The sequence below is a fragment of the Microbacterium bandirmense genome (assembly GCF_037204185.1).
Taxonomy (GTDB): domain Bacteria; phylum Actinomycetota; class Actinomycetes; order Actinomycetales; family Microbacteriaceae; genus Microbacterium; species Microbacterium bandirmense.
Genome location: NZ_JBBDGM010000004.1, coordinates 98206 through 124699, shown reverse-complemented (window position 1 = coordinate 124699; position 26494 = coordinate 98206). Strand labels below are relative to the sequence as shown.

Here is a 26494-nt window from a genome sequence, read left to right as displayed (position 1 = left end):
ATTAGCCGCATCCCCACCTGTAACGACAGGTGGGCGCTCGTGAACGGAGACCCGATGACCGCGCCGCGGCTGTATGTGGACAGTGCCGACCTCGACCGGGTCGGGCGACTGCTCTCGGCCGGCGTCGTGCAAGGCGTCACCACCAACCCGACGATCCTCGAGCGCGGGGGCCGCGCGGCCGCCGAGATCCCCGACCTCTACGCGCGGTGGGTGGCCGAGGGCGCGCACGAGGTGTTCTTCCAGACCTGGGGCGAGGACCGGGCATCCTTCCTGCGCAACGCAGCGGGTCTGCTCGAGCTCGGCGACCGCGTCGCAGTGAAGGTCCCCGCCACCGCGGACGGGTTCGCGGCGGCATCCGCCCTCGTGCGCGACGGTGCCTCGGTCCTCGTCACCGCCGTCTACTCCGTCGCGCAGGCCCTCGCGTGCGCGAGCATCGGCGTGCGCTACATCGCCCCGTACCTCGGCCGGATGCGCGATGCCGGGATGGACGGCGATGCGCTCATCGCGCGGATGCAGGCGATGTGCGCGGACAGCGACACGAACGTGCTCGCAGCCAGTCTGCGCTCGCCCGACGACATCGTGGGCCTGCGCGAGGCAGGCGTGCCGTATTTCACCGCTGCGCCCGACGTGCTCGACGCGCTGCTGCACCACCCGGTCAGCGACTCATCGGCGGCCGAGTTCGACGCCGCCATGGACCGGATCGGCTGACCAGCGGCTTACGCCTGAGCGGCCTGACGCAGCCAGCGCTCCACCCCGGCGACGTGCGCCGTCGCCAGTGACGCCGCCAGCGTCGAGTCGCGGCCCGCAATCGCCTCGGCGATGGCCTGATGCTCCGACAGCGTGCGCGCGACCGCCCCCTGCTCGGTGAGACCGCGCCACACTCGCGCTCGGATCGTCTGGCTGCTGAGACCATCGATCAGGCTCGCGAGATAGCCGTTGCCCGCCAGCTCGACGACCTGCCCGTGAAAATGCGTGTCATGCGCCACGAGGTCATCGATCGACACGGTCTCGGGGTCGACCGACGCGACGTCCTCGAGCAGCTGCTGAGCCTGTTCGGTCGTCGCAAGGCCCGCGGCGAGTCCGGTGGCCTGCGATTCGAGCATCCGACGCACGGCGAACAGCTCGAGCAGCGAGTCGTCGTCGTGCATGTCGACGACGAAGCTGATCGCCTCGAGCAGCAGGTGCGGCTCGAGGCTGGTGACGTACGTGCCGTCGCCGCGGCGCACATCGAGCACGCGGATGACCTCGAGGGCCTTCACGGCCTCGCGCATCGAGTTGCGCGACAGGCCGAGGTGCTCGGCCAGCTCCTTCTCGGGCGGGAGCCGGTCTCCGGGGGCGAGCTCGCCCGACACGATCATCGCCTTGATCTTCTGGATCGCTTCGTCGGTGACAGCCATGGCGACATCCTCCCACAGTGATCGGATGTCTGGGTGCTGTGTTCGCCTCGGATGCGGCAGGATGGGCTCATGCGCGTCATCGACTCCCATCTGCACCTGTGGAACCTCGACGTCCTGACCTACCCGTGGCTCGACGGAGCGCTGTCGGCGACGTACGCAGCCGAGCAGATCGACGCCGAGCGTCTCGCGGGCGTCGAGACCGAGGCCGCGGTCTTCGTGCAGGCCGATCCCCTGGAGGGGCAGTCGCTCGACGAGGTGCGGTGGGTGGATGCCACAGCCGGCGCCACGGGCGTCGTCGCGATCGTCGCCGGTGCACGCCTCGACCGCGGTGCCGAGACCGAAGCGCACCTGGAACGGCTGGCGGCCCTCGATCGCGTCGTCGGCGTGCGCCACCTGCTGCAGGGCGAGGCCGATGGCTTCGCCCGTACGGCTGAGTTCATCGAGGGTGCGCGCGCACTGGCATCCCGAGGGTGGACATTCGACGCCTGCGTCCGTGCCCAGCAGATCCCCGACGTGACCGCGCTCGCCGCGGCGGTGCCCGAGCTGCCGATCGTGCTCGACCACCTCGGCAAGCCGGCCATCGGAACGGCGGATGCTGCGCACGAGCCGAGCGCGGAGTGGCTCGGCGACCTGCGTGAGCTGGCGTCGAGCCCTCAGGTGTTCTGCAAGCTCTCGGGGCTTCCTGCCGAGGCCGGCGGCAACTGGAGCGCGGCGCAGGTGACGCCGTTCCTCGACGCGGTGCTGGACGCCTTCGGTCCGGACCGCCTCATGTGGGGCAGCGACTGGCCGGTCTCGTCCGTCGACTTCACCCCGCCCGAGGGCAGCGAGTACCGCACCGGCGACCGCGCCCGCTGGTTCGACACGGTGCTGGCGTGGGCCGACGCTCGCCGCCTGGATGCGGATGCCATCTTCTGGGCCAACGCCTGCCGGTTCTACGGGATCCGGTGAGTCGGCCCGGTGCGGGCGGTGCTCCAGGTCGCAATGGATGCCGCTTTGGCGCCGGAATAGCGGCATCCATTGCGACGGGAACGGGATCGGATGCCGGGATAGCGGCATCCATTGCGACCGGAACGCGTCGGATGCCGGAGCACGTCGGATGCCGGAACGCGTCGGATGCGGGGATGCGCCGGATCAGGCGCGCAGGGCGGCCCGCACGCGCGCGATGATCTGCTCGGGGTGGGCGAACAGCGCGCTGGTGACCTCGATGACGATCCATCCTGCTGCGCGCAGCCCCGCGATGCGCTCCACGTCGGCGGCGTACTGACCGCTGTGCAGCACGCCGTGGTACTCGATCGCGATCTTGCGGTCGGGGTAGGCCAGGTCGACGCAGCCGAGGAACCTGCCGTCCTCGTACACGTCGTGATTCAGCAGCGGCTCGGGCAGACCGGCGAGCACCAGGTGGCAGCGCAGCTGTGATTCCCGCGGAGACCACGAGTCCTCTCGAACGAGCTCGACCGCCTCGCGCAGGCGCCGGATGCCCGACCAGCGGAACGACGCGATCGTGGAGCGCAGCTGATCGATGGTCGTCAACGGTGCTCGGCCGACGTCCGGGCGTCCGGGGCCGGGCCGCCACTGGCGGCAGTAGTAGTCGCCGAGCGCGACGAGGTCGGGCAGGCGAAGATGAGCGAGCTGAGCCCACGAGGTGGCGGGGCTGACGATCATGAAATCTCGAACCCGGGAGACCGTTGTCGCGTCTGGCGCGGCACGATGACCGCGAACTCCCTTCGCCCGCACCAGTGGACCGTCGCCGATCGTGCTGACGTGTACGTCGAGGTGCTGACCGTCCATCGGATCGGGTGGCGCGCCATCGGTGTCGCTGCGTGGCGTGAAGACAAGCGGCAGCGGGCCACCCAGCACGGCGACCGCCGACTCATGACTGAGGACCTGGTCAGCGCGCAGGCGCGGCGCATAGTGGTACGCCTGGATCCTGCGCTCGGTCACCTGCCGGGTGAACGGATCGAAGTCGGAGAGGTCGGAGGCGATGGGTCGCACCCGCACAGCGTGGAACGGCGCGTCGAGATCCGAGCGCCGCAGACGTCCGGGGGTCGCGCCGGCGTTCAGCGCGTCGGCAACGGCGAACCGCAGGCCGAGCGATTCGGGAAGAGGGCCGGGGTTTCGCATCCCGACACCTTGCCAGCAGACGCGGCGGTGCCGTCTGAGTTGTCCACAGCCCCGCTCCAGGTCGCAATGGATGCCGCTATGGCCTCGGGATAGCGGCATCCATTGCGACGGGAACGCGTCGGATGCCGGGATAGCGGCATCCATTGCGACGGGAACGCGTCGGATGCGGGAACGGGTCGGATGCTGGGGGGGTGCCCCTATGTTGTTTGTCAAGCGGCGAGGGTTTGGTCTGACCGAGTAGGTGGCTGGTAGAGGGTGCCGTCGCGGAGCATGGCGTAGAGGACGTCGGATCGGCGTCGGGCGAGGGCGATGATGGCTTGGTTGTGTCGTTTGCCTTGGGCGATCTTGCGGTCGTAGTAGGCGCGCGATTCGGGATCGCGGAGCGCGGCGAAGGCGGAGAGGAACAGGGTCCGTTTCAGGATCTTGTTCCCGCGCCGAGATGAGTGTTCTCCGCGAATCGAGGATCCTGACCGTCTGGTCACGGGGGCGAGGCCGGCGTAGGCGGCGAGGTGCCCTGCAGTGGGGAAGGTCTTCGTGGTCACTTCGGTCAGGAGCCGGGCTGCGGTCCTGACGCCGACTCCGGGCATGCTCGTCAGGACCGGCTGAAGAGGGTGCGCATCGACGATCTTCTCGACCTCGACGGCGATCTCGTCCCGTTGCCTGCGCAGCGCGGCCAGCTGCTCCGCCAGGCGCGGCAGCACGAGGGCTGCGGCGTCGGTCCCAGAGACCACGACCGTCTGCTCGCCGAGAGCCGCGAGGATCTCTCCCGCCCAGACGCGGCCCTTGCGGGGCGCGTTCTTCAGGAGCTGGTTCCCGAGGCGCTTCTCGCCGGCAGCTTTGAGCGCTGCCGGCGACGGGTAGCGCTGCAGCAGATCGAGCATCGCCGGGTGATCCAGACGCGGGCCGATCACCCGCTCCAGCGCGGGGTGAATCTGGGTGAGCAGGCCCCTGATCCGGTTCGAGACCTGGGTAATCTGCCCGGCGAGGTCATCGTCGAACCCGCAGAGCATCGACAGCTCAGCGACCTGCTCGTCGGCGACCTGGATGGATCGCAGCGTGTGCGGCATCGTGCGGGCGGTTTCGGCGATGATTGCGGCGTCCCTGGCGTCGGTTTTGGCTTCTCCAGGATGCAGGTCCGCGATGCGCCGCATCGCCAACCCGGGCAGGTAGCCCACCAGCGCGCCGACAGCCTGCGCGACCGCGACCGGCAGCGCACCGATCGTCGCGGGCTGGTCGACCACGAGGAGGATCAGACCGCGTGTGCTCAACTGGTCGAGCACGGTCCGCAGTCGGGCCTCGTCGTTCGGGAGTGCCTTGTCGAACAGGCGCTTGCCCACCCGGTCAAGGGCGACCGCGTGGTGCTCACCTTTGCCGACGTCGAGTCCGATGAAAACGTCGACGTCGTCGAATCTATCAATGCTCGTGACCACTTCGTCCTCCGTTCACTGACGACCGCAACCGCAGGCGGCGCGTCTCGGCATCCACGTTACGAACGGCCTCGAGCAGAAGCTCGGGTCCAGCCCCTATCAGCGATCACACACCACCAACCAGGCCCGGTGACAACACCCCCCAGATCATGAGCGACAGGGGGCAGCAATCATGCCGGGCCCAGCAGGCCGTCACCCCTCAGGATCCCTCCATCCGGGGCTACAAAGAAAGTAACGGGGCAGTGCCTACTCGGAGCGGAGGCGCAGGGCGGCCATGCCGCCGTCGACCTCGATGCACGTGCCGGTCGTCGAACCCGACAGCGGACTGACCAGGTACAGCACGGCGCCGGCGACCTCGTCGGGCGAGACCAGGCGGCCGTGCGGCTGGCGGGCGTTGAGCGCGGCGCGCTCAGCGGCGGGGTCGTCGGCCGAGTCGAGCAGGCGGCTCACCCACGGAGTGTCGGCGGTACCCGGGTTGACGGCATTGACCCGGATGCCCTCGCGCAGGTGGTCGGCGGCCATCGCGCGGGTCAGTGCCGAGACGGCGCCCTTCGACGCCGAGTACAGTGCGCGCTGCGGAAGGCCCGTGGTGGATGCGATGGATGCTGTGTTGCACACTGCTGCCGACGGGGATTTCCGCAGCCAGCGGAGTGCCGCCGCGGTCACGCGGGCGATGCCGGTGACGTTGATCGAGAGGACGCGCGCCCACTCGTCATCGTCGTTGGCGGTGATGTCGCCCTGTGCGCCGATGCCGGCGTTGTTGATCACGATGTCGATGCGACCGAACTTCTCGGCGGCGGCGGTCACGGCGGCATCCACCGACGCGCGGTCCGAGACGTCGGCCTGGAACGCGGCGAACGCGGCATCCGCCCCGACGATGTCGCGGTCGAGGACCGCGATCTGCGCGCCCTCGGCATGCAGCTTCGCGGCGATCGCCGCGCCGATTCCGGATGCCCCGCCGGTGACGATCGCGACGAGGCCCTCGAGCACGCCCTTCGTCACTTCGTCTCGCTGCGCTCTCTCAGTACGGCGCTCGCTGCGCTCGCTCAGGGACCGGGGGGTCTCGCTGCCCGCACTCACTTCGCCGCCTCCCAGGCGACGAACTGCTGGCGCTGGCTGCCCAGGCCCTCGATCTCGATGTCGACCACGTCGCCGGCCTGCAGGTACGGGAACTTGCCGCCGAAGGCCACGCCCTGCGGGGTGCCGGTGAGGATGAGGTCACCGGGCTCGAGGGTGACGTACTGCGACAGGTGGTGCACGATCGTGCGCACGTCGAAGATCATGTCGTTCGTGTTCGAGTCCTGACGGGCCTCGCCGTTGACGAAGCTGCGCAGGTTCAGGTTGTCGACGTCGACCTCGTCGGGGGTGACCAGCCACGGGCCGGTCGGGTTGAAGCCGAAGGCGATCTTGCCCTTCGACCACTGGCCTCCCGACACCTCCATCTGGAAGGCGCGCTCCGAGACGTCGTTCGCCACCACGTAGCCGGCGATGTGGGCATCCGCCTCCTCGACCGAGTCGAGGTACGCGGCCCGCGTGCCGATGACGATGCCGAGCTCGACCTCCCAGTCGGTCTTCTCGCTGCCGCGGGGAATGGTGACCGCGTCGTCGGGGCCGACGACGGTGTTCGGCGTCTTCAGGAACATGATCGGCACGGTGGGCGGCTCGGCGCCCGACTCGCGGGCGTGCGCGGCGTAGTTCTGGCCGATGCAGATCACCGCGCTGGGCCGCGCGATCGGCGCGCCGATGCGCAGATCGGCCGCGCCGGCGAGCTCGGGAAGCTCGCCGGCATCCAACGCCGTCTGCGTGCGGGCGACGGGATCCGCAGCGAGGAAGTCGCCGTTCACATCGGATGTCAGGGGGCGCAGGTCGAAGGTGCGGTCGGCGTCGATGACGACGGGGATCTCGCTTCCGGACTCGCCGAGTCGAGCGAACTTCATGGGTCTCCTCCAGGTCTTCGTGATGGGCTCCCTCTACGGCGCCCACCGATTGACAGTATAGACATCGGATGTTTACACTCCAAGTGTCTGCGTCACATCCACGACGCGTCCGAAGGAGTCTTGTGAGCCGTATCGTCGCGCTGGATACCAGCGACATCCGCTTCCCCACATCGCTGAGCCTCGACGGCTCGGATGCCATGAACCCCGACCCCGACTACTCGGCGGCCTACGTGATCGTGCGCACCGACGCCGAGGACGGCGTCGAGGGTCACTCCTTCGTGTTCACGATCGGCCGCGGCAACGACGTGCAGGTCGCCGCGATCGACGCCCTCGCCGGACACCTCGTCGGTCGCGAGATCGAGCCGCTGCTCGACGATATGGGCGGCACCTTCCGCGACATCATCGGCGACTCGCAGCTGCGCTGGCTCGGCCCCGAGAAGGGCGTCATGCACATGGCGATCGGCGCCGTGATCAACGCCCTGTGGGACATCAAGGCGAAGCGGGCAGGGCTCCCGCTCTGGCAGCTTCTCGGCCGCATGACGCCCGAGGAGATCGTCGACCTGGTCGACTTCCGCTACCTGACGAACGCCCTCACCCGCGATGAGGCGCTCGAGATCCTGCGCGCCGCCGTTCCCGGTCGCGAGGACCGCGAACAGCAGCTGCTGGCGACCGGCTACCCGGCGTACACGACCAGCCCCGGATGGCTCGGCTACTCCGATGAGAAGCTCGAGCGCCTCGCCCGCGAAGCACTGGCCGACGGCTTCACGCAGATCAAGCTCAAGGTGGGCGATGACCTGCAGGACGACATCCGCCGCTTCCGCAAGGCGCGCGAGGTGTGCGGCCCCGACTTCCCCATCGCGATCGACGCGAACCAGCGCTGGGAGGTCTCGGAGGCGATCGAGTGGGTGAACGCCCTCGCCGAGTTCAATCCCGCATGGGTCGAGGAGCCCACCAGTCCGGATGACGTGCTCGGTCACGCCGAGATCGCCCGCGGGATCGCCCCGATCCGCGTCGCCACCGGTGAGCACGCGCAGAACCGGGTGATCTTCAAGCAGCTGCTGCAGGCGAACGCCATCGAGGTCATGCAGATCGACTCGGTGCGTGTCGCCGGCGTCAACGAGAACATCGCCAACCTGCTGCTGGCCGCCAAATTCGGCGTGCCGGTCTGCCCGCACGCCGGCGGGGTCGGCCTGTGCGAGGCCGTGCAGCACCTGTCGATGTTCGACTTCGTGGCCGTCACCGGCACCCGCGAGGGGCGACTGATCGAGTTCGTCGATCACCTGCACGAGCACTTCGTCGTCCCGACCGACATCCAGGGCGGCTCGTACATGGCTCCGACCGCGCCGGGCACGAGCATGGAGATGAAGTCCGAGAGCATTGCGAAGTACACCTGGACGGGACAGCATGTCGTCGACTGACCGCGCACCGCTCGTCGTTCCCGCACTCGGCTACGGCGCGGCGAACCTCGGCAACCTGTTCCGCGAGCTGACCGATGAGCAGGCGTGGGCCGTTCTCGAGGCGGCATGGGATGCCGGCATCCGCTATTTCGACACGGCACCGCACTACGGTCTCGGGCTGAGCGAGAAGCGTCTCGGTGCGTTCCTGCAGACCAAGCCGCGCGACGAGTTCGTGATCTCCACGAAGGTGGGGCGGCTGCTGCGTGCCAACCCCGACCATCAGCCGGGCGGGCTCGACACCGACAACGACTTCTTCGTCGCGGACGACCTGCGCCGCGAGTGGGACTTCAGCGAGGCGGGCATCCGAGCCAGCATCGCCGAGTCACAGGAGCGCCTCGGACTCGATCGCATCGACCTTCTCTACCTGCACGACCCCGAGCGGAACGACCTCGACCTCGCGCTCGCTGAGGCGTTCCCCGCTCTCGAGAAGGTGCGCTCCGACGGGATCGTGAGCGCGATCGGCGTCGGGTCGATGGTGTCGGATGCCCTCGCGCGGGCGGTCCGAGAGGCCGATCTCGACCTGATCATGGTGGCCGGTCGGTACACGCTGCTCGAGCAGCCCGCCGCGGCGGAGGTGCTGCCGGCGTGCGATGAGCGCGGCACCGGCGTCGTCGCGGCATCCGTGTTCAACTCGGGTCTGCTGGCGCAGAGCGAGCCGCGGCGAGACGGGCGCTACGAGTACGGCCAGCTCCCCGACGAGCTGTGGGACCGGCTCGTGCGCATCGCCGCGATCTGCAACGCGCACGACGTGCCGCTCCCCGCCGCGGCGATCCAGTACCCCCTGCGTGCAGCATCCGTCCGCTCGGTGGTCGTGGGCGGCAGCCGCCCCGCCCAGCTGCGGCAGAATGCCGAGTACGCGGCGCTGCACGTCCCCGCGGAGCTCTGGTCGGAGCTCGCCGACGAGGGGCTCATCCCCTGACCCTCGGCGGCGGAGCGATCAGTGACTGTCGATCGTGCGCACGGCGTGCAGGCCGTCGCGAATGAAGCGGTTCGCGTGCGCCGCGAGGTCGTCGGAGTCCTGCCAGAGGTTGCGCCAGATGCCCAGGGTGTTGCTGAGCTCCTCGCTGACCACCGCCGACGAGAACGACTCGAACACGATCGGTCCGGAGTAGTGCACATCATGAAGCGCGCGGAAGAACGAGCCGAAATCGACGCTCCCGGTGCCGAGGTACCCGCGGTGGCTCTCACCGATGTGCACGTAGCCGAGCCTGCCCGCCGCGGCCACATCGTGCACGGGCTGGAAGAGATCGGACTCCTCGATGTTCATGTGGTAGGTGTCCAGATGCACCGAGACGTCCTCGCGGTCGATGCCCGCGATGAAGTCGAGCGCGCCGCGGCCGGTGTTGAACACGTTGGACTCGTAGCGGTTGACGACTTCGAGGGAGAGTCGGATGCCCCGCTGAGCGGCCTTCTCGGCGAGACGTCCGATGGCCGCCTGCGCGTGGCGGACACCACGTGCGGTCGTGGGAGCCATGTACTTGCGCATCGCCGAGTAGATCACGCCGCACAGCACGTCCCCGCCCATCGTCGCGACGTGGTCGAGGCAGCGCTCGAGCATGTCTTCGCCGGCGGCGACGATCGCAGGGTCTTCGCTGGTGAGATCGGTGTCGGCGGTGAGGCCGAGGGACGCCGTCACGGCGAGGTCGTTGTCCTGCAGCATCCGCGCGGCGAGGGCGGAATCGAAGCTCGTGACGTCCATGAGAGGGATCTCGATGAGATCGAAGCCCGCATGCTTCGTCCCCTCGATGGAATGCTGCAGACCGGGCCGGTCGAACGTGCCGCTGAACACCAGGGCGTGCGCGCCGATGAGCATGGGGTCTCCTTTCGGCGTGCGCTGCACGCCATTGTGGCCAAGATGTTATTACAAGTGTACGCTGAGGGCAGATCGTTAGTTACATTTGAGTACAACTTGCGCCGAGCCCATCAGAGGCGCACAATTGATCCGATGTTTGAAACGGATTCCACAGGAATCGTCGACCTCCAAGGGAGCAGGGGATGAGCGATCCAATCCTCAAGGTTGAGGGAATCAGCAAGGGATTCCCCGGCGTGCAGGCGCTCAAGGACGTCAATCTCGAGGTGCGCTCGGGTGAGGTGCTCGTGCTCGTCGGAGAGAACGGCGCCGGCAAGTCGACGCTGATGAAGATCCTCTCCGGGATCTACACCCGCGACGAGGGCACCATCACCTTCGAGGGCGAGCCGGTCGAGTTCACCAGCCCGCTGCAGGCGCAGCAGCTCGGCGTGACGATCATCCACCAGGAGCTCAACATGATGCCCGACCTCACGGTCGCGCAGAACATCTACATCGGCCGCGAGCCGATGGCGGGCCCCTTCGTCTCGGAGCGACGCCTGAACAAGCAGACCGAAGAGCTGCTGCAGCGTCTGGAGATCGACCTCGACCCGCGCAAGAAGGTCGGCGACCTTACCGTCGCCGAGCAGCAGATGGTCGAGATCGCGAAGGCGCTGTCGTTCAACGCCAAGGTGCTCATCATGGACGAGCCCACCTCGGCCCTCACCGACACCGAGGTCGAGACGCTCTTCGGGCTGATCGACCAGCTGCGCGAGCGCGGCACGGGCATCGTCTACATCTCGCACCGCATGGATGAGCTCCGGCGCCTCGCCGACCGCGTCAGCGTGCTGCGCGACGGTGCGTACATCGGGTCGCTGGAGAAGTCCGAGATCAGCATCCCGCGCATCATCGAGATGATGGTGGGCCGCGCGATCGACGAGGGTGCGCGCCCCGAGCCCCGCGATTTCAGCGACGAGCCCGTTGTGCTCGACGTGCAGGGCCTGGCCACCAAGTCGCTGCTGAAGGACGTCTCGTTCCAGTTGCGCAAGGGCGAGATCCTCGGATTCGCCGGCCTCATGGGCGCCGGTCGCACCGAGACGGCACGTGCCGTGATCGGCGCCGACCCGAGTGACGCAGGCACGGTGACCATCGCCGGCCGCACGCGCCGCATCCGCCAGCCCGAGGATGCCGTCAAGCACGGCATCGGCTACCTGTCGGAGGACCGCAAGATGCTCGGTCTGATGCTCGAGCAGGACGTCACCTTCAACACGGTGCTCGCCTCACTCGGCAACTACGTCGGCGCGCTCGGCTGGATGGGCGACCGTTCCGCGAAGGACAAGACCAAGGAGTATGTGCAGCAGCTGCGCATCAAGACCCCCTCGGTCAATCAGGTCGTCAAGCTGCTCTCGGGCGGCAACCAGCAGAAGGTCGTCATCGCCCGCTGGCTGATGCGCGACTGCGACATCCTCATCTTCGATGAGCCCACCCGAGGCATCGACATCGGAGCCAAGGAGGAGATCTACCGCCTGATGCAGCAGCTCGCCGACTCGGGCAAGTCCATCATCGTCATCTCGTCCGAGCTGCCCGAGCTGCTCCGGATCGCGAACCGCATCACGGTCTTCGCGAACGGAGAGGTCACCGGCGAGCTCTCGAACGAAGAAGCAACCCAGGAGAAGATCATGCACCTCGCAGCACACGGAGAGGACAACTGATGAGCGGTTCGACCACGACCGTCGTGCAGGCGGCGGTGAATGAGGACACCCAGAAGGGGCGGCTCGTCGCTGCGCTGCGCAACTCGTTCCAGCAGTCCCTCGCACTGGGCACCCTGGTGGTGCTGTTCGTGTTCTTCGCGATCTTCGGATCGAACTTCACCTCGGCCTCGAACATCGAGAACATCCTGATGTCGACGGTGCTCGTCGGGGTGCTGGCGCTCGGGACGACCTTCGTCATCGTGACCGCCGGCATCGACCTTTCGCTCGGATTCGGCATGACGCTGTGCTCGGTGATGATGGGCACGATGATCACCGGCTGGGGCCTTCCGGTCTGGATCGGCGTGCTGGGCGCGCTGATCACCGGTGCGCTGATCGGCCTGATCAACGGCCTCAACATCACCGTGCTGCGCCTGCCCCCGTTCATCGCGACCCTCGCGATGATGATGATCGCGCAGGGTCTGGCGCTGGTGATCTCGAACGTGCGGCCGATCACGTTCGAGCCCGAGACGCGCACCCAGGTGACCGGCATCGTGCAGTTCGATCCGGTGTTCGCGATGTCCGACGGCTACTTCGCCAGCCTGCCGTCCGGCGTGCTGATCTTCATCGTGCTCGCGGTGTTCGCCTACCTCGTGCTGAACAAGACGATCCTCGGGCGCTACACCTTCGCCATCGGCTCGAACGAGGAGGCCACCCGCCTGTCGGGTGTCAACACCCGCCGCTGGACGATCCTCGTCTACGTCTTCGCCGGCCTGTTCATCGGCATCGCCGGTGTGCTGCTGACCGCGCGCCTGGGGTCGGCGCAGCCGACCGCCGGTGCCGGGTACGAACTGCAGGCGATCGCGGCCGTGATCATCGGCGGCACCTCGCTGATGGGTGGCCGCGGATCGATCGTCGGCACCGTCATCGGCGCCTTCATCATGAGCGTGCTGATCAACGGCCTGCGCAGCATGTCGATCCAGACCGAGTGGCAGTACATCCTCACCGGTGTCGTCATCCTGATCGCCGTGTTCTTCGACTCGCTTCGCAACCGCACCAAGGTCTGACCCGATCCCAACTGAACACCGACCTCAACCCGAGAACGTCCCTCACACAGAACGATGGAGTTTCACATGAAGTATGGAAAGAAGATCGCCGTCGCAGCCGTCGCCGCGCTGACGGCAATCTCGCTGGCCGGCTGCGCCACGGGCAAGGGCGACGAGTCCACCGGTGGCGGTGGCGACGCAGGTGGCGACAAGCAGCTGACCATCGACCTCGTCTCGAAGGGCTTCCAGCACCAGTTCTGGCAGGCCGTGAAGACCGGTGCTGAGCAGAAGGGCGAAGAGCTCGGCGTCACGATCAACTTCGAGGGTCCTGGCTCGGAGACCGAGATCGAGAAGCAGCTGCAGATGCTGCAGTCGTCGATCGCCCGTCAGCCCGACGCCATCGCCTACGCGGCCCTCGACCCCGAGGCGTGCATCCCGGCCCTGGACTCGGCCGACGCGGCCGGCATCCCGGTGGCGTACTTCGACGCCCCCTGCAACAGCGAGGTCGGCAAGACGCTCGCCGCCACCGACAGCAAGGTCGCCGGCGCCCTCGCCGCCGACCACATGGCCGAGCTGATCGGCGGCGCCGGCAAGGTCGGCATCGTCGCGCACTCGCAGATCAACTCGACGGGTGTCGAGCGTCGCGACGGATTCGTCGAGAAGATCGAGGCCGACTACCCCGACATCGAGATCGTCGACATCCAGTACGGCGACGGCGACCACCTGAAGTCGGCCGACATCACCAAGTCGATGCTCAACGCACACCCCGACATGAAGGGCATCTACGCCACCAACGAGGGTTCGGCCGTGGGCGTCGCCAACGCGCTGACCGAGCTCGGCAAGGACAGCAGCGACATCGTCGCGATCGGCTTCGACTCGGGCGCCGCGCAGATCGACGCGATCAAGGACGGCGTGCTGGCCGGCGCGATCACGCAGGACCCGATCGGCATCGGCTCGACCGTCGTGCAGGCGGCGTACGATCTGGCCAACGGCGAGGAGGTCGAGGAGTTCTACGACACCGGCTCGTACTGGTACGACGCGAACAACCTCGAAGACCCCGAGATCGCCGCGGTGCTCTACGAGTGATCTGATCCCCACTCCGTCGAGGCCCCCTCGCAGAGTCGACGCCCCCTCCCAGACACGCGTCTGGGAGGGGGCGTCGACGTTCAGAGGGGGCCTCGACGGGAAGATCAGAGCGTCAGGAACCGCGCGGGATTGGTGACCAGCATCCGGTCGAGCGCGGGGGCGCCGATCAGGGCGCGCAGCCGGGGGAGGTAGCGCTCGCCCAGGTAGGCGAGCCCGGGCATCCCGCCATAGGCGATGTAGCGCGTGCTGCGGGCGACGTCGCCCCCGAGCAGCACCCGGTCGCCCCCGCCGCCGGCGACGACCGCCTCGGTGAGGGTCAGCAGTTCAGCATCCGAGCGCGTGCGCGGCCTCGCGAAGCCGTCGTAGCCGAGGTGGGCACCGCGTTCGGCGAGCGAGAGGTGGAGCCCTGCGTCCGGGTCGCGGTCGGCGTGCGCGAGCACGACGCGGTCGGATGCCACGCCTTCGCCATCCAGCAGATCGAGCACCTCGTGCGCTCCGGTGCAGAACTCCAGGTGCACCATGATCGGCGCTCCGGTGGCGCGGTGCGCAGCGCCGAGTGCCTCCAGGGTGGTCCGCTCGAACGGACTGATCCTCCAGTAGTCGATGCCGCCCTTCAGCATCCCGGCGCGCACCGGCCGGCCGGACGGCCCGAGCGCACGGGGACCGTCGGGATCAGCATCCGACGCCGCCATCCCGTCGCGCACCTCGGCGGTGAACAGGGCGGCTAGCCGGTCGGCACCCCACGCCCTCGTCGGGTGGTCGGCGCCGTAGTGCGCCTCGCGATGACGGCCGGTGGTGGCCACGACGCCGAGCCCGGTCGTGGCGCTGATCCGCGCCAGGGCCGCGGGATCGCGTCCGAGGCCGAAGGGCGTGGCATCCACCATCGTCTCGAAACCGCTCTGCTTCAACAGCCCGGCCTCGGCGGACGACGCCGCTTCGTCGTCGAGTTCGTCGCCGGGCAGCAGGGGAGAGACCTGGAAGAGGTGCTCGTGGTAGTTGACCCGACCCAGTGCGTCGGTCGGGACGTCGCCGAGCACCGTCCGCACAGTACCTTCCACCGTGCCGGCGGTCGACATCAGCGTACCGACTCGGCCGCGGCGGCGAGCCGCTCGACGATGTCGGGGGTGAGCGTGATCTCGAAGACGTCGGCGACGACCTGCGACCAGCCGTGGATGAAGTAGCGCCAGCCGTCGACGACGTGCAGCGAACGCTCCTGCTGCTGGGCGAGCGCCTGGTGCATGAACTCCAGCGAGCCGCGGTAGTTGAACTCCCACACCCACGCGTCCTCGGGGAACACCACCGCATCGCCCAGCGGCGAGCCGGGGCGGTCCTTTCCGAGACCGGTCGCGTTGGCGATGACCGATCCTGCAGGGGCCGCGGCGACGATGGCATCCGCGTCCGCCGCATCGGGCGTGACGACGTAGCGGATGAGTCCTTCTGCGGTCCCGTGCTGACGGTGCACTTCGCGCAGGTGATCGAGCTTGTCCTGGGTGCGGGCGGTGACCGTCACCCGCGCAGGCGCGTCGGCGCGCTCGGCGAGCGCCCAGCTGAGCGCCGTGCCCGAGCCGCCGGCGCCGAGGATGATGACCTCGGCGCCCGTGCGGGCGAAGTGGTCGGCGGGCAGGAAGTCGTTCAGCGCCAGATCGACCGTGATCGGGTCCTTCGCGCGTCCGATGAGCGCGTCGCCGCGCTTGGAGATGCTCGAGATCTCGGAACACGAGGCCGCGAACGGATCGAGTTCGTCGAAGAGATCGGATGCTGCCGCGAACACGTTCATCTTGTGGGTGGTGACCAGAGCGCCGCGGTGGTGCTCGTCGTCGCGGATCCGCTCGACCATCGACCGGTACACGGCCGGATCGGTGTCCATCGGCAGGTCGTGCCCGATCAGGGTGCGGGTCGGCAGGCCGAGGATGTCGGCCCACAGCGGGAACACCTTCATGATCGACGACGACCCGGTGGTCACGCCGACGAAGCCCATGTAGTCGTCGGCGGGGGAGGTGGTGGTCACGAGGATCTCCTAGCGGGTGACGGGGTGTGTCGGTTCGTCGCCGCGCAGCACGGCGATCACGTCGTCGAGCGACATGCGGCCCATGTTGTCGACGGCCTGCGTGGTCTGGGCGGCGAGGTGCGGGGTGACGATCACCCGGGCGGCGAGCTCGGCGTCCAGCAGAGGACTCGCGCTGGCGGCCGTGTCGCCGTCGAGGGTGTCCGCGGCGTAACCGGTGAGCGTGCCGTCGCGCAGCGCGGCCGCCAGAGCCGCCTCGTCGACGAGGTCGGGGCGGGCGGTGTTCACCAGCAGCGTGCCGGGGCGGATGCCCGTGAGTCGCTCCTCGTCGACCAGGCGCTGCCCGCCCGGAGCGTGCAGCGTGATCACGTCGGCGAGGCGGAACAGGTCGTCGAGGTCGGTCGGCTCGGCTCCGGCATCCCGCACCGCCTGCTCTGCGACGAAGGGGTCGGATGCCAGTACACGCGCTCCGAACCCGCTCAGGCGCCGGGCGACGCCGTGGCCGATGCGTCCGAAGCCGACGATCCCGACCGTGGCAGCCCCCAGCTCGCGGCCGCGGCGGACGCTCCAGTCGCCCTCGCGCACGCGGCGGTCGCCGTCGGGGATGGTGCGCAGGGCTGCGAGCATGAGGCCGATCGTGTGATCCGCGACGGCGTCGGCGTTCGCGCCGGGGGTGTTGGTGACGCGGATGCCGCGAGTGGCCGCCGCGGTCAGGTCGACCGACTCGTAGCCGACGCCGTAGCGGGCGATGACCTTCAGCTTCGGGGCGGCGGCCAGGTGCTCGGCGGTGACCGGTCCGGTGCCGGCGATCCAGGCGTCGGTGCCGTGCAGCAGCGGGCGCAGCTCGGCGAGGTCGTGGTGGGCGGGGCCGCGCATGATGCGGTGTCCGGCCGCGGCGGCGCGCTCGACCAGGTCGAGGTCGCCGTCCGAGAACGAGCGGCTGGTGACGAGGATCACGGCCATCAGCGGGAGCCCTTCTTCTGCGCGGGTGCGCCGGCGTCAGGGGCTGCCGCGAACCACGGCGCGAGCGCGGTGTAGGCGTCGGCGAACCGGGCGTGCCGCTCGGCGTAGACCGTGTGCCTGCCGGCATCCGGGGTGAACTCCGCGGTCACCTCGCTGAGCGCGCGGGCCGCCGAGAACTCGGCAAGGCCGAGCCCGACCGCCGCCGTCACGGCGGCGCCGAGGCTGTTCGCCTCCTCGACGATCGTGCGACGCCGCACCGGCACTCCCCACACATCGGCGAGCACCGAGAGATAGGCGTCGCTCTGCGCGCCGCCGCCGACCGCGTCGATGCGGTCGATCGCGGCACCCGATGAGCGGAACGCCTGGATGCACGTGAGCAGGTTGAACGCGGTGCCCTCGAGCACGGACCGCACGAGGTGCGCGCGGGTGTGGTGGCGGCCCAGGCCGATGAACGCGCCGCGGGCATGTGGATCCCAGATGGGCGAGCGCTCACCGAGAAGATACGGCAGGAAGTACAGGTCGTCGGTGTCGATGCCCTCTGCGGCCTCGGCGGTCAGCCTGCCGGTCTCGGGGTGTGCCGGGTCGGGCGAGAGGGCCTCGGCGATCCACTGCACCGAGGCACCGCCGGCCTGCATGGTGGCCGTGGGCACGAAGCTTTTCGGCACGACGTTGTCGAAGGTGAAGGTGCGCATCGCGGGGTCGAGCAGCGGGGCATCCGCCGCGAATGAGATCCACGAGCTGGTGCCGAGGCACACGTACGCGCCGTCTTCGGGGGCGACGATCCCAGAGCCCACGGCCGCCATCGGGCCGTCACCGCCGCCCATCACCACCTGCACGCCGGTGTGCAGGCCGAGCTCTGCCGCGGCCTCGGCGGTGAGCGTGCCGGCGACGTCGGTCGACTCGAGGATCTCGGGGAACAGCGCGGGGTCGAGGCGCGCGGCAGTGAGCACCTCGTCCGACCAGGTGCCGCTCTGCTGGTCGTAGGCGTTGGTGCCCGAGGCGTCGGAGCGGTCGGTGGCCAGGCGGCCGGTGAGGCGCAGCACGATGAAGTCCTTCGCGACGCACGTGCGCCGCACCTGCGACCAGACGTCGGGTTCGTTGTCGCGCACCCACATGATCTTCGAGACCGAGTAGGTGGGGTTCAGGCGGTGGCCGAGCAGGCGGTACGCGTGCTCGGCGCCGAGTGCCGCCTCGAGTTCGCGCTGCTGCGCGCCTGCGCGGGTGTCGGCCCAGATGATGGCGGGGCGCACGGGGCGTCCGTCGGCGTCGAGCAGCACGGCGCCCATCATCTGCCCGCTGACGACGAGCCCGGCGACCTCGGCCGGTGCGGTGCCGGTGCGGTCGAGCAGCTCACGGGTGGCGGCCACCGTGGCATCCCACCAGTCCTGCGGGTTCTGCTCGGCGATGCCTCCGGCGGCGAAGTGGGCGGGGTACCCGACGGTGACCGACGCCACCAGTCGGCCGTCGTCGTGGTGCAGGGAGGCCTTGTCACCGGTGGTGCCGAGGTCGTGCGCGATGATCACGGTTCGTCCTGTCTTGCTGGTGAAAGGGGGATGCCGAATTCCGATTCCGGAGTAGTTGGAGTATACCTGTAATTACAAGTTTCTGTAATGACAAGTGAGCAAGAGGTCACCGTGAGCGTCCACCCCGCCGTCGATTTCCCCGTCCCACTCGACATCTCGCCCTCCGGCGGCGTTGAAGGGCGCTCGCGCCGCTACGAGAAGTTCCTCGGCGACATGGCCGGGGTCTACCGCGACGAGGCCGCGTGGCAGACATCCGTCGACGAGCGCGGGGCCGACGAGCTCATCTACTGGGTCGACGACCACCGCTACCAGGAGGGACCCGGCGCGCTGATCGTCGGCACCAGCACGCTGCTGCCGGGCCGCGTCGGCGACGAGTTCGCCGTCACACGTGGACACCTGCATGCGATCGCCGACCGGGCCGAGCTGTACCACTGCCTGAGCGGGCACGGCGTCATGCTGCTGGAGACGGTCGACGGACAGTCCACGGCGATCGAGCTCACCCCTGGCAAGGCCGTGAACGTGCCCGGCCACTGGATCCACCGCAGCGTGAACGTCGGCGACGAGCCGTTCGTCACTCTGTTCTGCTACGCGGCGGACGCCGGACAGGACTATGAGCTCATCGCGGAGGCCGGCGGCATGAAGAGCCTCGTCGTCGCCGACGGGCAGGGGTGGAAGCTCGTGCCGAACCCGGATCACACCGGGTACCGGAGCCGCTGACTCACCGCCGACCAGACCGGGATCACGGTCTGCGGATCAGCTGCGCCTCGGCGTCGGCGGGGAACGGCTCGGACAGCGACCAGCGGAAGACCAGGCGCGCCGCGTCGACGGTGAGTGCGACGTGGTCGTCATGCACGGTCAGGTCGCGCACCTCGATGGGCGGGATGGCTGCCGGCGCCAGACCCGTCCACCAGATCAGGAGTACGTCGGCGGGCAGAGACCCGAGGCGCACGGCCGGGCAGAGCAGCACGTCGTCGCCGTCGACGACACGGTCGGCGATGCCCTCGCTCTGCAGTGACAGCGGCTCCGGCGCGTCGGCAGGCAGCGCGGACCACCCGCCGACGAGGTGCACCGAACTCGTGAGCCCGCCGGCCCGCACGGCCGAGCTGTGCGGGCCCGCATCGGTCACCGGCTCTTCCGCTGAGGTCACCAGCGCCGACCCGCTCACCCGCCCGGGCAACCCGACACCCCCGGTGAGTCGCGCGACGTGCAGCGTCGCCGGTCCGATGATCTTCGACGACACGAGCGACGAGATGTGCCGCCCACCGGCATCCAGCGCCCTCGTCACCGCGCCCCCACGCGCGCCGACCGTGGCACGGATGGCGGGGCGGTGCACGGCGCCTTCGATCGTCAGATCGCTGTCGCGCACGACGCCACCCGACACCGGACGCGTCGCCGAGGTGAACATCAGCCGCCGGTACAGCGGGTCGTCCTTGGTGGGATGCCCGTCGCTGCCGAAATTGTGGAGCCGCACGATGCCGTCGTCCGCCCGGCCGTCGACGAGCCAGCGCGGCCCGGCGAGCACGCGCCGCACATCCCGCTGCTCGATCTCGGTGGGCGTCTCGACCTGCGTCCACACCGGGTCGGATGCCGGCAGTGCGAGCCCCAGAAAGCCCTTCGCTGCCCAGTAGGGGGAGCCGGCACCGCTGTACGACTGCACCATGCTCGGGTTCGGCGTGCGCTGCCAGCCGAGCGACAGCACGCCGGTGTCGAGGCTGCCGCCGTCGACGAAGTGCTTCAGGATGCCGGCGGTCAACCTCCGGGTGCGCGATAGGGTCAGCGCCTCGACCCCTTCCATCCGCGCCATCCAGAACGGTGCGGCCACCGCCCACCGGTAGATCAGCGAGCGTCCCTGGAACACCGGCGCGCAGCGGGCGTCGAACAGGTGCTGGTAGCCGTCGAGGAACGCGGCGAGCCGTTCGCGGTGCACGGTGCGGCGGTCGTCGAGATCTGGGCCCATCATCCGGTCGATGAAGAACGGGTACCAGTGGAATGCGTAGGCGTTGTAATGGTCGAAGCGGCGCCCGTCACCGTCGGTGTACCAGCCGTCGCCCCGATACCAGTCATCCATCCGGTCCAGCGCGTTCTCGACCGTGTCTCGCCCGTCGGCGTGTCCGTGGGCGTGGTTGAACGCCGCCAACGTCGCCCCCAGCAGCACATGGTTGTTGTCGGCGCACCAGGTGCCGCGGGCCTGGGCGAACCAGGTGTGCACGCCGCGGCGCGTGTCGTCGTCGAGCGCCGCCCACACCGTGTCACGGGTGAGGTGCAGCCCGATCGCGACGGAGGCCGCCTCTACGGTGGCCTGGCTGTGATCGGTCAGGGCGGGCCAGATGCCGCGCGCCACCGCATGGCCGAACGCGGTCGCATACCGCTCGATGAGGTGCCGGGTGCCCTCCGGGTCGCCGGCGATGCGCAGCGCGGCGAGCAGGAACGTGCGCGCGAACCCCTCGAGGCGGTCCATCCGCGAGGCGTCGGCGGCGTAGGTGACCATCGCCCCGTGCTCGTCGGCGCGTGCCCAGGCGGCGTCGAGGATGCGGTCCGCGGCGGCGGTCCAGTGAGCCCGGGTGTACCCGGTGTGCGGGGCCGAGACGGTGTCGGCGGGTGGCATCCACGAAGGGGTGATCAGAGGCATGCTCCTGATGCTTCCCGGTGTGCGGGGGATGATTCAAGACGAAAGGAGGAAAGGGTGTTGAATCCTCCTGCCGACGGTGGATTGACTGGCCGCGACCCTGAATCAGCGACCCGAATCCAGGAGGCCGCGATGTCGCACCGCCCGAACATCCTCGTCGTGATGGCCGATCAGTTCCGCGCCGCCTCGCTCGGCATCCTGGGCGAGGACCCTGTGAGCACATCGCACCTCGATCGGCTCGCCGCGGACGGATGCCTGGTGCGGCAGGCGGTCAGTTCCTATCCGGTGTGCAGCCCGCACCGGGCGATGTTCCTCACGGGCATGCGGCCCGACGTCAACGGCGTCACGCTCAACGTGAACTCCGAGACGGCCGAGGATGGCGTGGGACTGCGCGACGGTCTGCCCACCTGGGCCAGCGCACTGCGCGATCACGGCTGGCGCACCGGCTACATCGGCAAGTGGCATCTCGAGCCGCCCGTCCCCGACGATGAGCAGTTCGGTGAGGGACGCCGCGAAGACGGCAAGGTGTGGGATGCCTGGTCACCGCCCAGTCGCCGGTTCGGCTTCGAGTTCTGGTACTCCTACGGGGCCGCCGACCGCCACCTGGCCCCGCACTACTGGACGACGGATGCGGGCCGCGACGAACGCGTCGACGTGGCCCAGTGGTCGGCCGAGCACGAGACCGACGTCGCGATCGGCTTCATGCAGGATGCCGGCGACGAGCCGTTCGCCCTGATGCTGTCACTGAACCCGCCGCATCAGCCCTTCGACCAGGTGCCCGACCGCTATCGGGCACAGTACGCCGACCTCGACGAGCGGATGCTGCTGAACCGGCCGAACGTGCCGCACGACACCGACGTCGCCGCCGAGGCGGGCGCGATCGCCAGGGACTACTTCGCCGCTATCACCGGGATCGACGAGCAGATCGGCAGGCTGACCGCGGCGGTCGAGCAGCTGGACGGCGACCGGCCGACGGTGGTCCTGTTCACGAGCGATCACGGCATGCAGCTGGGCAGTCATGGCCTGCTGTACAAGAACGTGGCCTACGAGGAGTCGATGCGCCTGCCGCTGATCGTGCACGCACCCGGCCGCGTACCCGCCGGCGCGAGCGACGTCGTGATCGACTCGCTCGACTTCGCCCCGACCATCCTCGGGCTCGCGGGGATTCAGCAGACCGACGATCGGATCGCGGGACGCGACCGCTCAGGTGTGCTGAGAGGAGCCGAGGCCGATGAGGCGGCGCAGGATGACGCGACGCTGTACTGGCGATACGCCTCACGCTCGGATCCGAGCAGCGTACGCGGCCTGCGCACGGTCACCGAGAAGATCGTCGCGACCTGGCATCCGGCATCCGGTCTGGAGATGCGCTTCTCCGATCTCGTGACGGATCCGTTCGAGCTGACCAGCAGACCGTCCGACCCGCGGGCAGCGCAGCTGGTCGCGCGCCTGCTGCGCGAACTCGACGACGCCGCTGACGACTGGGAGGGCGCGGCCGCGCTCGAGGCCCGCTATCCGTCGCAGTTCAGCTGAGCGCAGGGCCGGCGGGCAGCCCGACCTCATCCCGCCACCGGAAATGGGCTCGGGTCAGCTGTTCGACCAGTCGCGGGCGGCGCGCGGCGAGATTGTCGCGCTCGCCGGGGTCGCCGGCGAGGTCGGTGAGGATCATGCCGTCACCGGTCGCCGTGTGCTCCACGTCGCGCACGTAGGCCGCCGTGGGATCGTCGCCGTCGACGCAGAGAAGCTTCCAGTCGCCGCGGCGCACCGCCCACTGCCACCCACAGTCCCAATGGAGCTCGCGGGGTGCGTGCGACGTGCGTTCGGCCGACACCGTCGCCTCACTACTGAGCAGTTCGCGCAGGTCGATGCCGTCGTGCGCGGCGTCCGGGACCTCTGCGACGGCCGCGAAGGTGGTGGCGAGGTCGAGCGCGCTGACCGGCTCCGCGATAGTGCTGCCGGCGGTCGTCACGCCCGGCCAGCGCACCAGGAAGGGCACCCGGATGCCTCCCTCCCACAGCGTGTACTTGGTGCCGCGCAGAGCGCCGTTGTCGCCGTAGTTGCACTGCGAGCCGCCGTTGTCCGTGAGGTAGACGACGATCGTGTCGGATGCTGCGCCGCCGGCCTCCACCGTGTCGAGCAGGCGGCCGATCGCGCGGTCCATCAGCTCGAGTTGGGCCAGGTAATACGCGCGCCCGTCGGGCAGGTTCGGACTGATCGCGCCGTCGTACCAGTCGAGGTACTCCGACGCGCCCGGATGCCAGTCCTCGAACGACGGCAGACCCCGGGCCTCGCGTTCATCGTCCGGCAGCTGCCAGGCGAAGTTGTGCACGGCGTTGAAGGCGACCATCGCGAAGAAGGGCTGCTCGCCCTGCTTCTCGGCGACGTCGTGCCGCCGCATGAAGTCGATCGCACGGTCGGCGATCTCGTCGGTGGTGAAGCCGTCGAACTCGGCCGGCTCCTCGCCGTCCCAGAACGGCTGCACGCCCATCGCCTCGGCGGCATCGCCGTACTCGGCGACGGCATCCGACGTGTGGTGCAGGTAGTGCAGCCGTCCCATCGACTGCCCGGCCAGGCCGTAGAACGACTCCTCGAACCCGTGATGCGGCGGGGCGCCGCGGTCGGCGGAGGTCTCGTCGCCGTAGTGCACCTTGCCGAAGTATCCGGTGGCGTAGCCGGCCTCGCGCAGCTGCTCGGCGATCGTCGGCGCGGTGCCGATTTGCGCCGAGTCGAACCACAGCCCGCCCCAGCGCTGCTGGTACTGCCCGGTGATGAGGCCCGCACGCGAGGGCGAGCAGATCGGTGCGGTCACGTATGCGTCGGTGCACGTGGCGCCCTCGGCGGCGAGACGGTCGAGAGCCGGTGTGCGCACGTCGGCGGTGCCCAGGGCCGACCTGTCGGCGTAACCGTGGTCGTCCGAGACGATGAGCAGGATGTTGGGGCGGTTCATGGCAGCTCCAGGGTCAAGGCAGGGAAGAGGTGGACGCGCCGTCCCAGACGGGCGCGCCGAAGGCGCCGAGCGGATCGCCGGCGAGCGGGCGGATCTGTCCTGAGCCTTTGACCGGAAGGGCCGCGCCGTCGGCACCCGGTCGGGCATGTTCGGCGAACCACTCGGTCAGCATCCGCCGCATGCGCGCCACCTCGTCGGCGCGGGAGGGATCGTCGATGAGGTTCGTCCGCTCCCGCGGGTCGGCGGCGAGATCGTAGAGCTCGTGCGGCCCGTACGGGAAACGGTGCACGTACTTGCGGTCGGCGGTGCGGATCATCCGCACCGGGCCGTACTCGCTGTGCACCACGACGGCGCGGTCGGCGGGTTCCGTCCCGGCCGGGGCGTCGCCGCGCAGCATGCCGGCGAAGCTGCGGCCGGGGCCGGTCTCGAATCCCTCGTGCGGGAGTCTGAGCAGCTCGAGGAGAGTGGCGGGCAGGTCGTAGGCGCTGAGCAGCTCGTCGCGCACCTCACCAGCCGGCAGCATCCGCGGCGCTGACACGATGAACGGCACCATCACCGACTCGTCGTACATGTTCATCGGGAAGGTGCCGTTGCCCTTTCCCCAGAACCCGTGCTGACCGCAGCTGAAGCCGTTGTCGCTGAGGAACACCACGATGGTGTTGTCCTCGATGCCGTGCACGCGGAGCCGGTCGAGCACGCGGCCGATCGCGGCATCCATCGCGGTCACGGCGGCGAAATAGCCGATGAGCGCCTCGCGGGTGTCGGCCTCGCCGCCGATCGGGGCGGCGTCGAGTGTCTGCAGCCACGGGTGCGCCTGCTCCTGCGGGCACGTCTCGAAGGCGCAGTCCCGGTACAGCGCGGTGTACTCCTCGGGATGCTGGCCGGCGAACGGCTTGTGCGGGGCCGTGAAGTTCAGCGCGAGGAAGAACGGCGCCTCGTGCTGCTGCTCGGCGTCGATGAACGAGATCGCATCGTCTGCGATGACGTCTGTGAGGTAATCGGTCACGTGCTCCGGGGCACCCCCGCGGTACATCACAGCATCCCGATACGGACTGCCGCCGCCCTCCAGTGCGTACCAGTGCACGAAGCCGGGGCGCGGCACGTCGCTGGCGCCGAGGTGCCACTTGCCCGACAGGCCGAGCCGATAGCCGGCATCCGCCAGCGCATCGGTCAGCGTCGGCTGATCGGCCAGATGATCGCGACTGGCTGTGCCGACGTGCGCGCCGTCGAGGTAGTCGTGCACGCCGTGCGAGGAGGGGATCCGGCCGGTCAGCATGCTCGCGCGGGCGGGCGAGCACACCGGGGAGGCGCAGAAGAAGCGCTCGAGCCGCACACCGCGAGCGGCGAGATCGTCGAGCACCGGTGTGCGGATCTCATGATTGCCCGCCGCGCCCAGCGCCCAGGGGCCCTGATCGTCGCTGACGATGAGCACGACATTCGGCCGGCGGGTCATGCGATCGCATCCGCGTGCGCATGCGCATGCGCGTTCGCCAGCGACACGGCACCGCCCTCCGCCGCGGAGCGGTACGCGGCGTGCACTAGCTCGACGACGTGGCGGGCATGCGCGAGCGGCACGGTGGGCTCGGCGCCGCCGACGACAGCGGCGAAGTCGGCCAGCTGCGCCGTGAACGCGCGCTGGATGTCATCGGCTCGCGTCCTGTGCACGAGTCGCGAACGCCCATCGGCATGCACGGTCGTCCCATGACGAGGGTCGACCTCGATCACCCCGCCGTCGCAGACGACGGTCATCTGGTCTGCGCGCGTGGCCGGATCGCTGACCACGGCGATGCTCACGCCCGCACCGCTGTCGAGGCGCAGGAGCATCGCCCCGTCGGTCTCGACGGCCGAGCCGAACCGGTTCACGGTCGTCGCGAGCATCTCGACGGCCCGGCCGCCGCCGAACCAGAGCGATCGGTCCAGACAGTGCCCGCCGATGTTCATCAGCGCGCCCCCGCCGGCGATCGCGGGGGAGAAGAACCAGGGCGAGCGCGTTCCCGGTCGGTAGTCGGTGCTGCGGTTGTCGCGGATCATCTGCACCGCTCCGAGCTCTCCGCCGGCCAGCACCTGCTGCGCGGCGATCTTCTCGGGCAGGTAGTGCTGAATGTGCCCCACGGCCAGCGCGACGCCGCCTTCGCGGCATGCGGCGATGAGCCGGTCGCAGTCCTCGGGACTGTTGGCCATCGGCTTCTCCACGAGCACATGGACCCCGGCAGAGGCGGCGTCGGTCCCGATCGGCAGGTGAGTGGAATGGGGCGTGTTCACGATGACGGCATCCACGATTCCGGCATCCAGCATCGCGCGGTGATCGGTGAAGACGGCGGGATTCCCGCCCTGCGCCGCTGCGCGGGCGCCCGCGTCCGCATCGGTGTCGCAGACGGCTGTGAGATGCAGGCCTTCGTTCTCGGCAGCCGCCGCGATGTGGAACGGCGCGACGGCGCCCGCTCCGATCAATCCGATGCGCACGTGTTCTCCTCTTCGACGGATGCTG

At 69.3% G+C, this 26494-nt stretch carries 23 protein-coding genes; 9 read left to right on the top strand and 14 right to left on the bottom strand.

All coding sequences use genetic code 11. From position 1 onward, the window contains the following. Positions 1-54 precede the first annotated feature (54 nt). Positions 55-708: a transaldolase family protein gene (locus WDU99_RS06070; protein WP_337331548.1), complete on the top strand. Its 654-nt coding sequence runs from the start codon at positions 55-57 to the stop codon at positions 706-708. Between the two features lie 8 nt (positions 709-716). Here the strand turns inward: WDU99_RS06070 and WDU99_RS06065 are convergent, their stop codons facing one another. Then, positions 717-1397, bottom strand: coding sequence for a FadR/GntR family transcriptional regulator (locus WDU99_RS06065; RefSeq protein WP_337331547.1), 681 nt, complete (start codon positions 1395-1397; stop codon positions 717-719). A gap of 69 nt (positions 1398-1466) precedes the next feature. Here WDU99_RS06065 and WDU99_RS06060 point away from each other — a divergent pair, with 69 nt between their 5' ends. After that, complete coding sequence (locus WDU99_RS06060) at positions 1467-2345, top strand: amidohydrolase family protein (RefSeq protein WP_337331546.1); 879 nt, start codon at positions 1467-1469, stop codon at positions 2343-2345. A gap of 183 nt (positions 2346-2528) precedes the next feature. On the opposite strand, the gene WDU99_RS06055 is transcribed toward WDU99_RS06060, so the two are convergent. The 4 genes from WDU99_RS06055 to WDU99_RS06040 form a co-directional block, all read right to left on the bottom strand. Further along, positions 2529-3518, bottom strand: a complete 990-nt coding sequence (locus WDU99_RS06055; protein WP_337331545.1) for a hypothetical protein — start codon at positions 3516-3518, stop codon at positions 2529-2531. 209 nt (positions 3519-3727) lie between these two features. Further along, entirely contained in the window at positions 3728-4936 is a 1209-nt protein-coding gene (locus WDU99_RS06050) for an IS110 family RNA-guided transposase (RefSeq protein ID WP_337331683.1), read from the bottom strand. A gap of 255 nt (positions 4937-5191) precedes the next feature. Next, entirely contained in the window at positions 5192-5947 is a 756-nt protein-coding gene (locus tag WDU99_RS06045) for an SDR family NAD(P)-dependent oxidoreductase (RefSeq protein ID WP_337331544.1), read from the bottom strand. A 74-nt stretch (positions 5948-6021) separates the two neighbouring features. After that, positions 6022-6882 (bottom strand): fumarylacetoacetate hydrolase family protein, encoded by an 861-nt coding sequence (locus WDU99_RS06040; RefSeq protein ID WP_337331543.1) that lies wholly within the window; start codon positions 6880-6882, stop codon positions 6022-6024. A gap of 122 nt (positions 6883-7004) precedes the next feature. On the opposite strand from WDU99_RS06040, the gene WDU99_RS06035 reads away from it, so the two are divergent. Both WDU99_RS06035 and WDU99_RS06030 read left to right on the top strand, forming a co-directional pair. Further along, positions 7005-8300 carry an L-fuconate dehydratase gene (locus WDU99_RS06035; protein ID WP_337331542.1) on the top strand — a complete coding sequence of 432 codons (1296 nt, stop codon included), beginning with the start codon at positions 7005-7007 and terminating at the stop codon, positions 8298-8300. Then, positions 8287-9258, top strand: a complete 972-nt coding sequence (locus tag WDU99_RS06030) for an aldo/keto reductase (protein WP_337331541.1) — start codon at positions 8287-8289, stop codon at positions 9256-9258. The genes WDU99_RS06035 and WDU99_RS06030 overlap by 14 nt, the downstream gene beginning before the upstream one ends. An 18-nt stretch (positions 9259-9276) precedes the next feature. Here WDU99_RS06030 and WDU99_RS06025 read toward each other — a convergent pair whose 3' ends face one another. Continuing rightward, positions 9277-10152 carry a sugar phosphate isomerase/epimerase family protein gene (locus WDU99_RS06025; protein ID WP_337331540.1) on the bottom strand — a complete coding sequence of 292 codons (876 nt, stop codon included), beginning with the start codon at positions 10150-10152 and terminating at the stop codon, positions 9277-9279. 182 nt (positions 10153-10334) lie between these two features. Here WDU99_RS06025 and WDU99_RS06020 point away from each other — a divergent pair, with 182 nt between their 5' ends. The 3 genes from WDU99_RS06020 (at position 10335) to WDU99_RS06010 (ending at position 13945) form a co-directional block, all read left to right on the top strand. After that, a complete protein-coding gene (locus WDU99_RS06020) occupies positions 10335-11837 on the top strand; it encodes a sugar ABC transporter ATP-binding protein (RefSeq protein ID WP_337331539.1) in 1503 nt (500 codons plus the stop codon). Then, positions 11837-12880, top strand: a complete 1044-nt coding sequence (locus WDU99_RS06015) for an ABC transporter permease (protein ID WP_337331538.1) — start codon at positions 11837-11839, stop codon at positions 12878-12880. The genes WDU99_RS06020 and WDU99_RS06015 overlap by 1 nt, the downstream gene beginning before the upstream one ends. A 66-nt stretch (positions 12881-12946) precedes the next feature. Further along, entirely contained in the window at positions 12947-13945 is a 999-nt protein-coding gene (locus WDU99_RS06010; RefSeq protein ID WP_337331537.1) for an ABC transporter substrate-binding protein, read from the top strand. Positions 13946-14049: 104 nt separating this feature from the next. Here the strand turns inward: WDU99_RS06010 and WDU99_RS06005 are convergent, their stop codons facing one another. From WDU99_RS06005 to xylB, 4 genes are read right to left on the bottom strand one after another with little or no spacing between them, the layout of a single operon-like run. Continuing rightward, positions 14050-15021 carry a phosphotriesterase family protein gene (locus WDU99_RS06005; RefSeq protein ID WP_337331536.1) on the bottom strand — a complete coding sequence of 324 codons (972 nt, stop codon included), beginning with the start codon at positions 15019-15021 and terminating at the stop codon, positions 14050-14052. Further along, the gene (locus tag WDU99_RS06000; RefSeq protein WP_337331535.1) at positions 15021-15953 is read right to left on the bottom strand and encodes a shikimate dehydrogenase family protein; all 933 of its coding nucleotides are present in this window, start codon (positions 15951-15953) and stop codon (positions 15021-15023) included. Before WDU99_RS06000 ends, WDU99_RS06005 begins: the two co-directional genes overlap by 1 nt. A 9-nt stretch (positions 15954-15962) precedes the next feature. Further along, positions 15963-16913 carry a phosphoglycerate dehydrogenase gene (locus tag WDU99_RS05995; RefSeq protein ID WP_337331534.1) on the bottom strand — a complete coding sequence of 317 codons (951 nt, stop codon included), beginning with the start codon at positions 16911-16913 and terminating at the stop codon, positions 15963-15965. Next, the gene (gene xylB, locus WDU99_RS05990; protein WP_337331533.1) at positions 16913-18436 is read right to left on the bottom strand and encodes a xylulokinase; all 1524 of its coding nucleotides are present in this window, start codon (positions 18434-18436) and stop codon (positions 16913-16915) included. The genes WDU99_RS05995 and xylB overlap by 1 nt, the downstream gene beginning before the upstream one ends. Positions 18437-18547: 111 nt before the next feature. Between xylB and WDU99_RS05985 the strand changes: the two genes are divergently transcribed. Continuing rightward, positions 18548-19153 carry a glucose-6-phosphate isomerase family protein gene (locus WDU99_RS05985; RefSeq protein ID WP_337331532.1) on the top strand — a complete coding sequence of 202 codons (606 nt, stop codon included), beginning with the start codon at positions 18548-18550 and terminating at the stop codon, positions 19151-19153. 22 nt (positions 19154-19175) lie between these two features. Here the strand turns inward: WDU99_RS05985 and WDU99_RS05980 are convergent, their stop codons facing one another. After that, complete coding sequence (locus WDU99_RS05980; protein ID WP_337331531.1) at positions 19176-21065, bottom strand: DUF2264 domain-containing protein; 1890 nt, start codon at positions 21063-21065, stop codon at positions 19176-19178. A gap of 129 nt (positions 21066-21194) precedes the next feature. On the opposite strand from WDU99_RS05980, the gene WDU99_RS05975 reads away from it, so the two are divergent. Next, complete coding sequence (locus WDU99_RS05975; RefSeq protein ID WP_337331530.1) at positions 21195-22592, top strand: sulfatase family protein; 1398 nt, start codon at positions 21195-21197, stop codon at positions 22590-22592. On the opposite strand, the gene WDU99_RS05970 is transcribed toward WDU99_RS05975, so the two are convergent. From WDU99_RS05970 to WDU99_RS05960, 3 genes are read right to left on the bottom strand one after another with little or no spacing between them, the layout of a single operon-like run. Next, positions 22585-24006: a sulfatase family protein gene (locus WDU99_RS05970; protein WP_337331529.1), complete on the bottom strand. Its 1422-nt coding sequence runs from the start codon at positions 24004-24006 to the stop codon at positions 22585-22587. The genes WDU99_RS05975 and WDU99_RS05970 overlap by 8 nt on opposite strands. A 13-nt stretch (positions 24007-24019) precedes the next feature. After that, positions 24020-25459, bottom strand: a complete 1440-nt coding sequence (locus WDU99_RS05965) for a sulfatase family protein (protein ID WP_337331528.1) — start codon at positions 25457-25459, stop codon at positions 24020-24022. Then, positions 25456-26469, bottom strand: a complete 1014-nt coding sequence (locus WDU99_RS05960; protein ID WP_337331527.1) for a Gfo/Idh/MocA family protein — start codon at positions 26467-26469, stop codon at positions 25456-25458. The genes WDU99_RS05965 and WDU99_RS05960 overlap by 4 nt, the downstream gene beginning before the upstream one ends. Positions 26470-26494 lie beyond the last annotated feature (25 nt).

Bases quoted from the DNA above. Each gene is read 5' to 3' on its own strand.
- WDU99_RS05975 (WP_337331530.1), top strand. From the start codon at position 21,195: ATGTCGCACCGCCCGAACATCCTCGTCGTGATGGCCGATCAGTTCCGC.
- WDU99_RS06005 (WP_337331536.1), bottom strand. From the start codon at position 15,021: ATGTCGACCGCCGGCACGGTGGAAGGTACTGTGCGGACGGTGCTCGGC.
- WDU99_RS06055 (WP_337331545.1), bottom strand. From the start codon at position 3,518: ATGCGAAACCCCGGCCCTCTTCCCGAATCGCTCGGCCTGCGGTTCGCC.
- WDU99_RS06065 (WP_337331547.1), bottom strand. From the start codon at position 1,397: ATGGCTGTCACCGACGAAGCGATCCAGAAGATCAAGGCGATGATCGTG.
- WDU99_RS06010 (WP_337331537.1), top strand. From the start codon at position 12,947: ATGAAGTATGGAAAGAAGATCGCCGTCGCAGCCGTCGCCGCGCTGACG.
- WDU99_RS06015 (WP_337331538.1), top strand. From the start codon at position 11,837: ATGAGCGGTTCGACCACGACCGTCGTGCAGGCGGCGGTGAATGAGGAC.
- WDU99_RS06040 (WP_337331543.1), bottom strand. From the start codon at position 6,882: ATGAAGTTCGCTCGACTCGGCGAGTCCGGAAGCGAGATCCCCGTCGTC.
- WDU99_RS05965 (WP_337331528.1), bottom strand. From the start codon at position 25,459: ATGACCCGCCGGCCGAATGTCGTGCTCATCGTCAGCGACGATCAGGGC.
- WDU99_RS05980 (WP_337331531.1), bottom strand. From the start codon at position 21,065: ATGCCTCTGATCACCCCTTCGTGGATGCCACCCGCCGACACCGTCTCG.
- WDU99_RS06070 (WP_337331548.1), top strand. From the start codon at position 55: ATGACCGCGCCGCGGCTGTATGTGGACAGTGCCGACCTCGACCGGGTC.
- WDU99_RS05970 (WP_337331529.1), bottom strand. From the start codon at position 24,006: ATGAACCGCCCCAACATCCTGCTCATCGTCTCGGACGACCACGGTTAC.
- WDU99_RS06020 (WP_337331539.1), top strand. From the start codon at position 10,335: ATGAGCGATCCAATCCTCAAGGTTGAGGGAATCAGCAAGGGATTCCCC.
- WDU99_RS06060 (WP_337331546.1), top strand. From the start codon at position 1,467: ATGCGCGTCATCGACTCCCATCTGCACCTGTGGAACCTCGACGTCCTG.
- WDU99_RS05995 (WP_337331534.1), bottom strand. From the start codon at position 16,913: ATGGCCGTGATCCTCGTCACCAGCCGCTCGTTCTCGGACGGCGACCTC.
- WDU99_RS06025 (WP_337331540.1), bottom strand. From the start codon at position 10,152: ATGCTCATCGGCGCGCACGCCCTGGTGTTCAGCGGCACGTTCGACCGG.
- WDU99_RS06030 (WP_337331541.1), top strand. From the start codon at position 8,287: ATGTCGTCGACTGACCGCGCACCGCTCGTCGTTCCCGCACTCGGCTAC.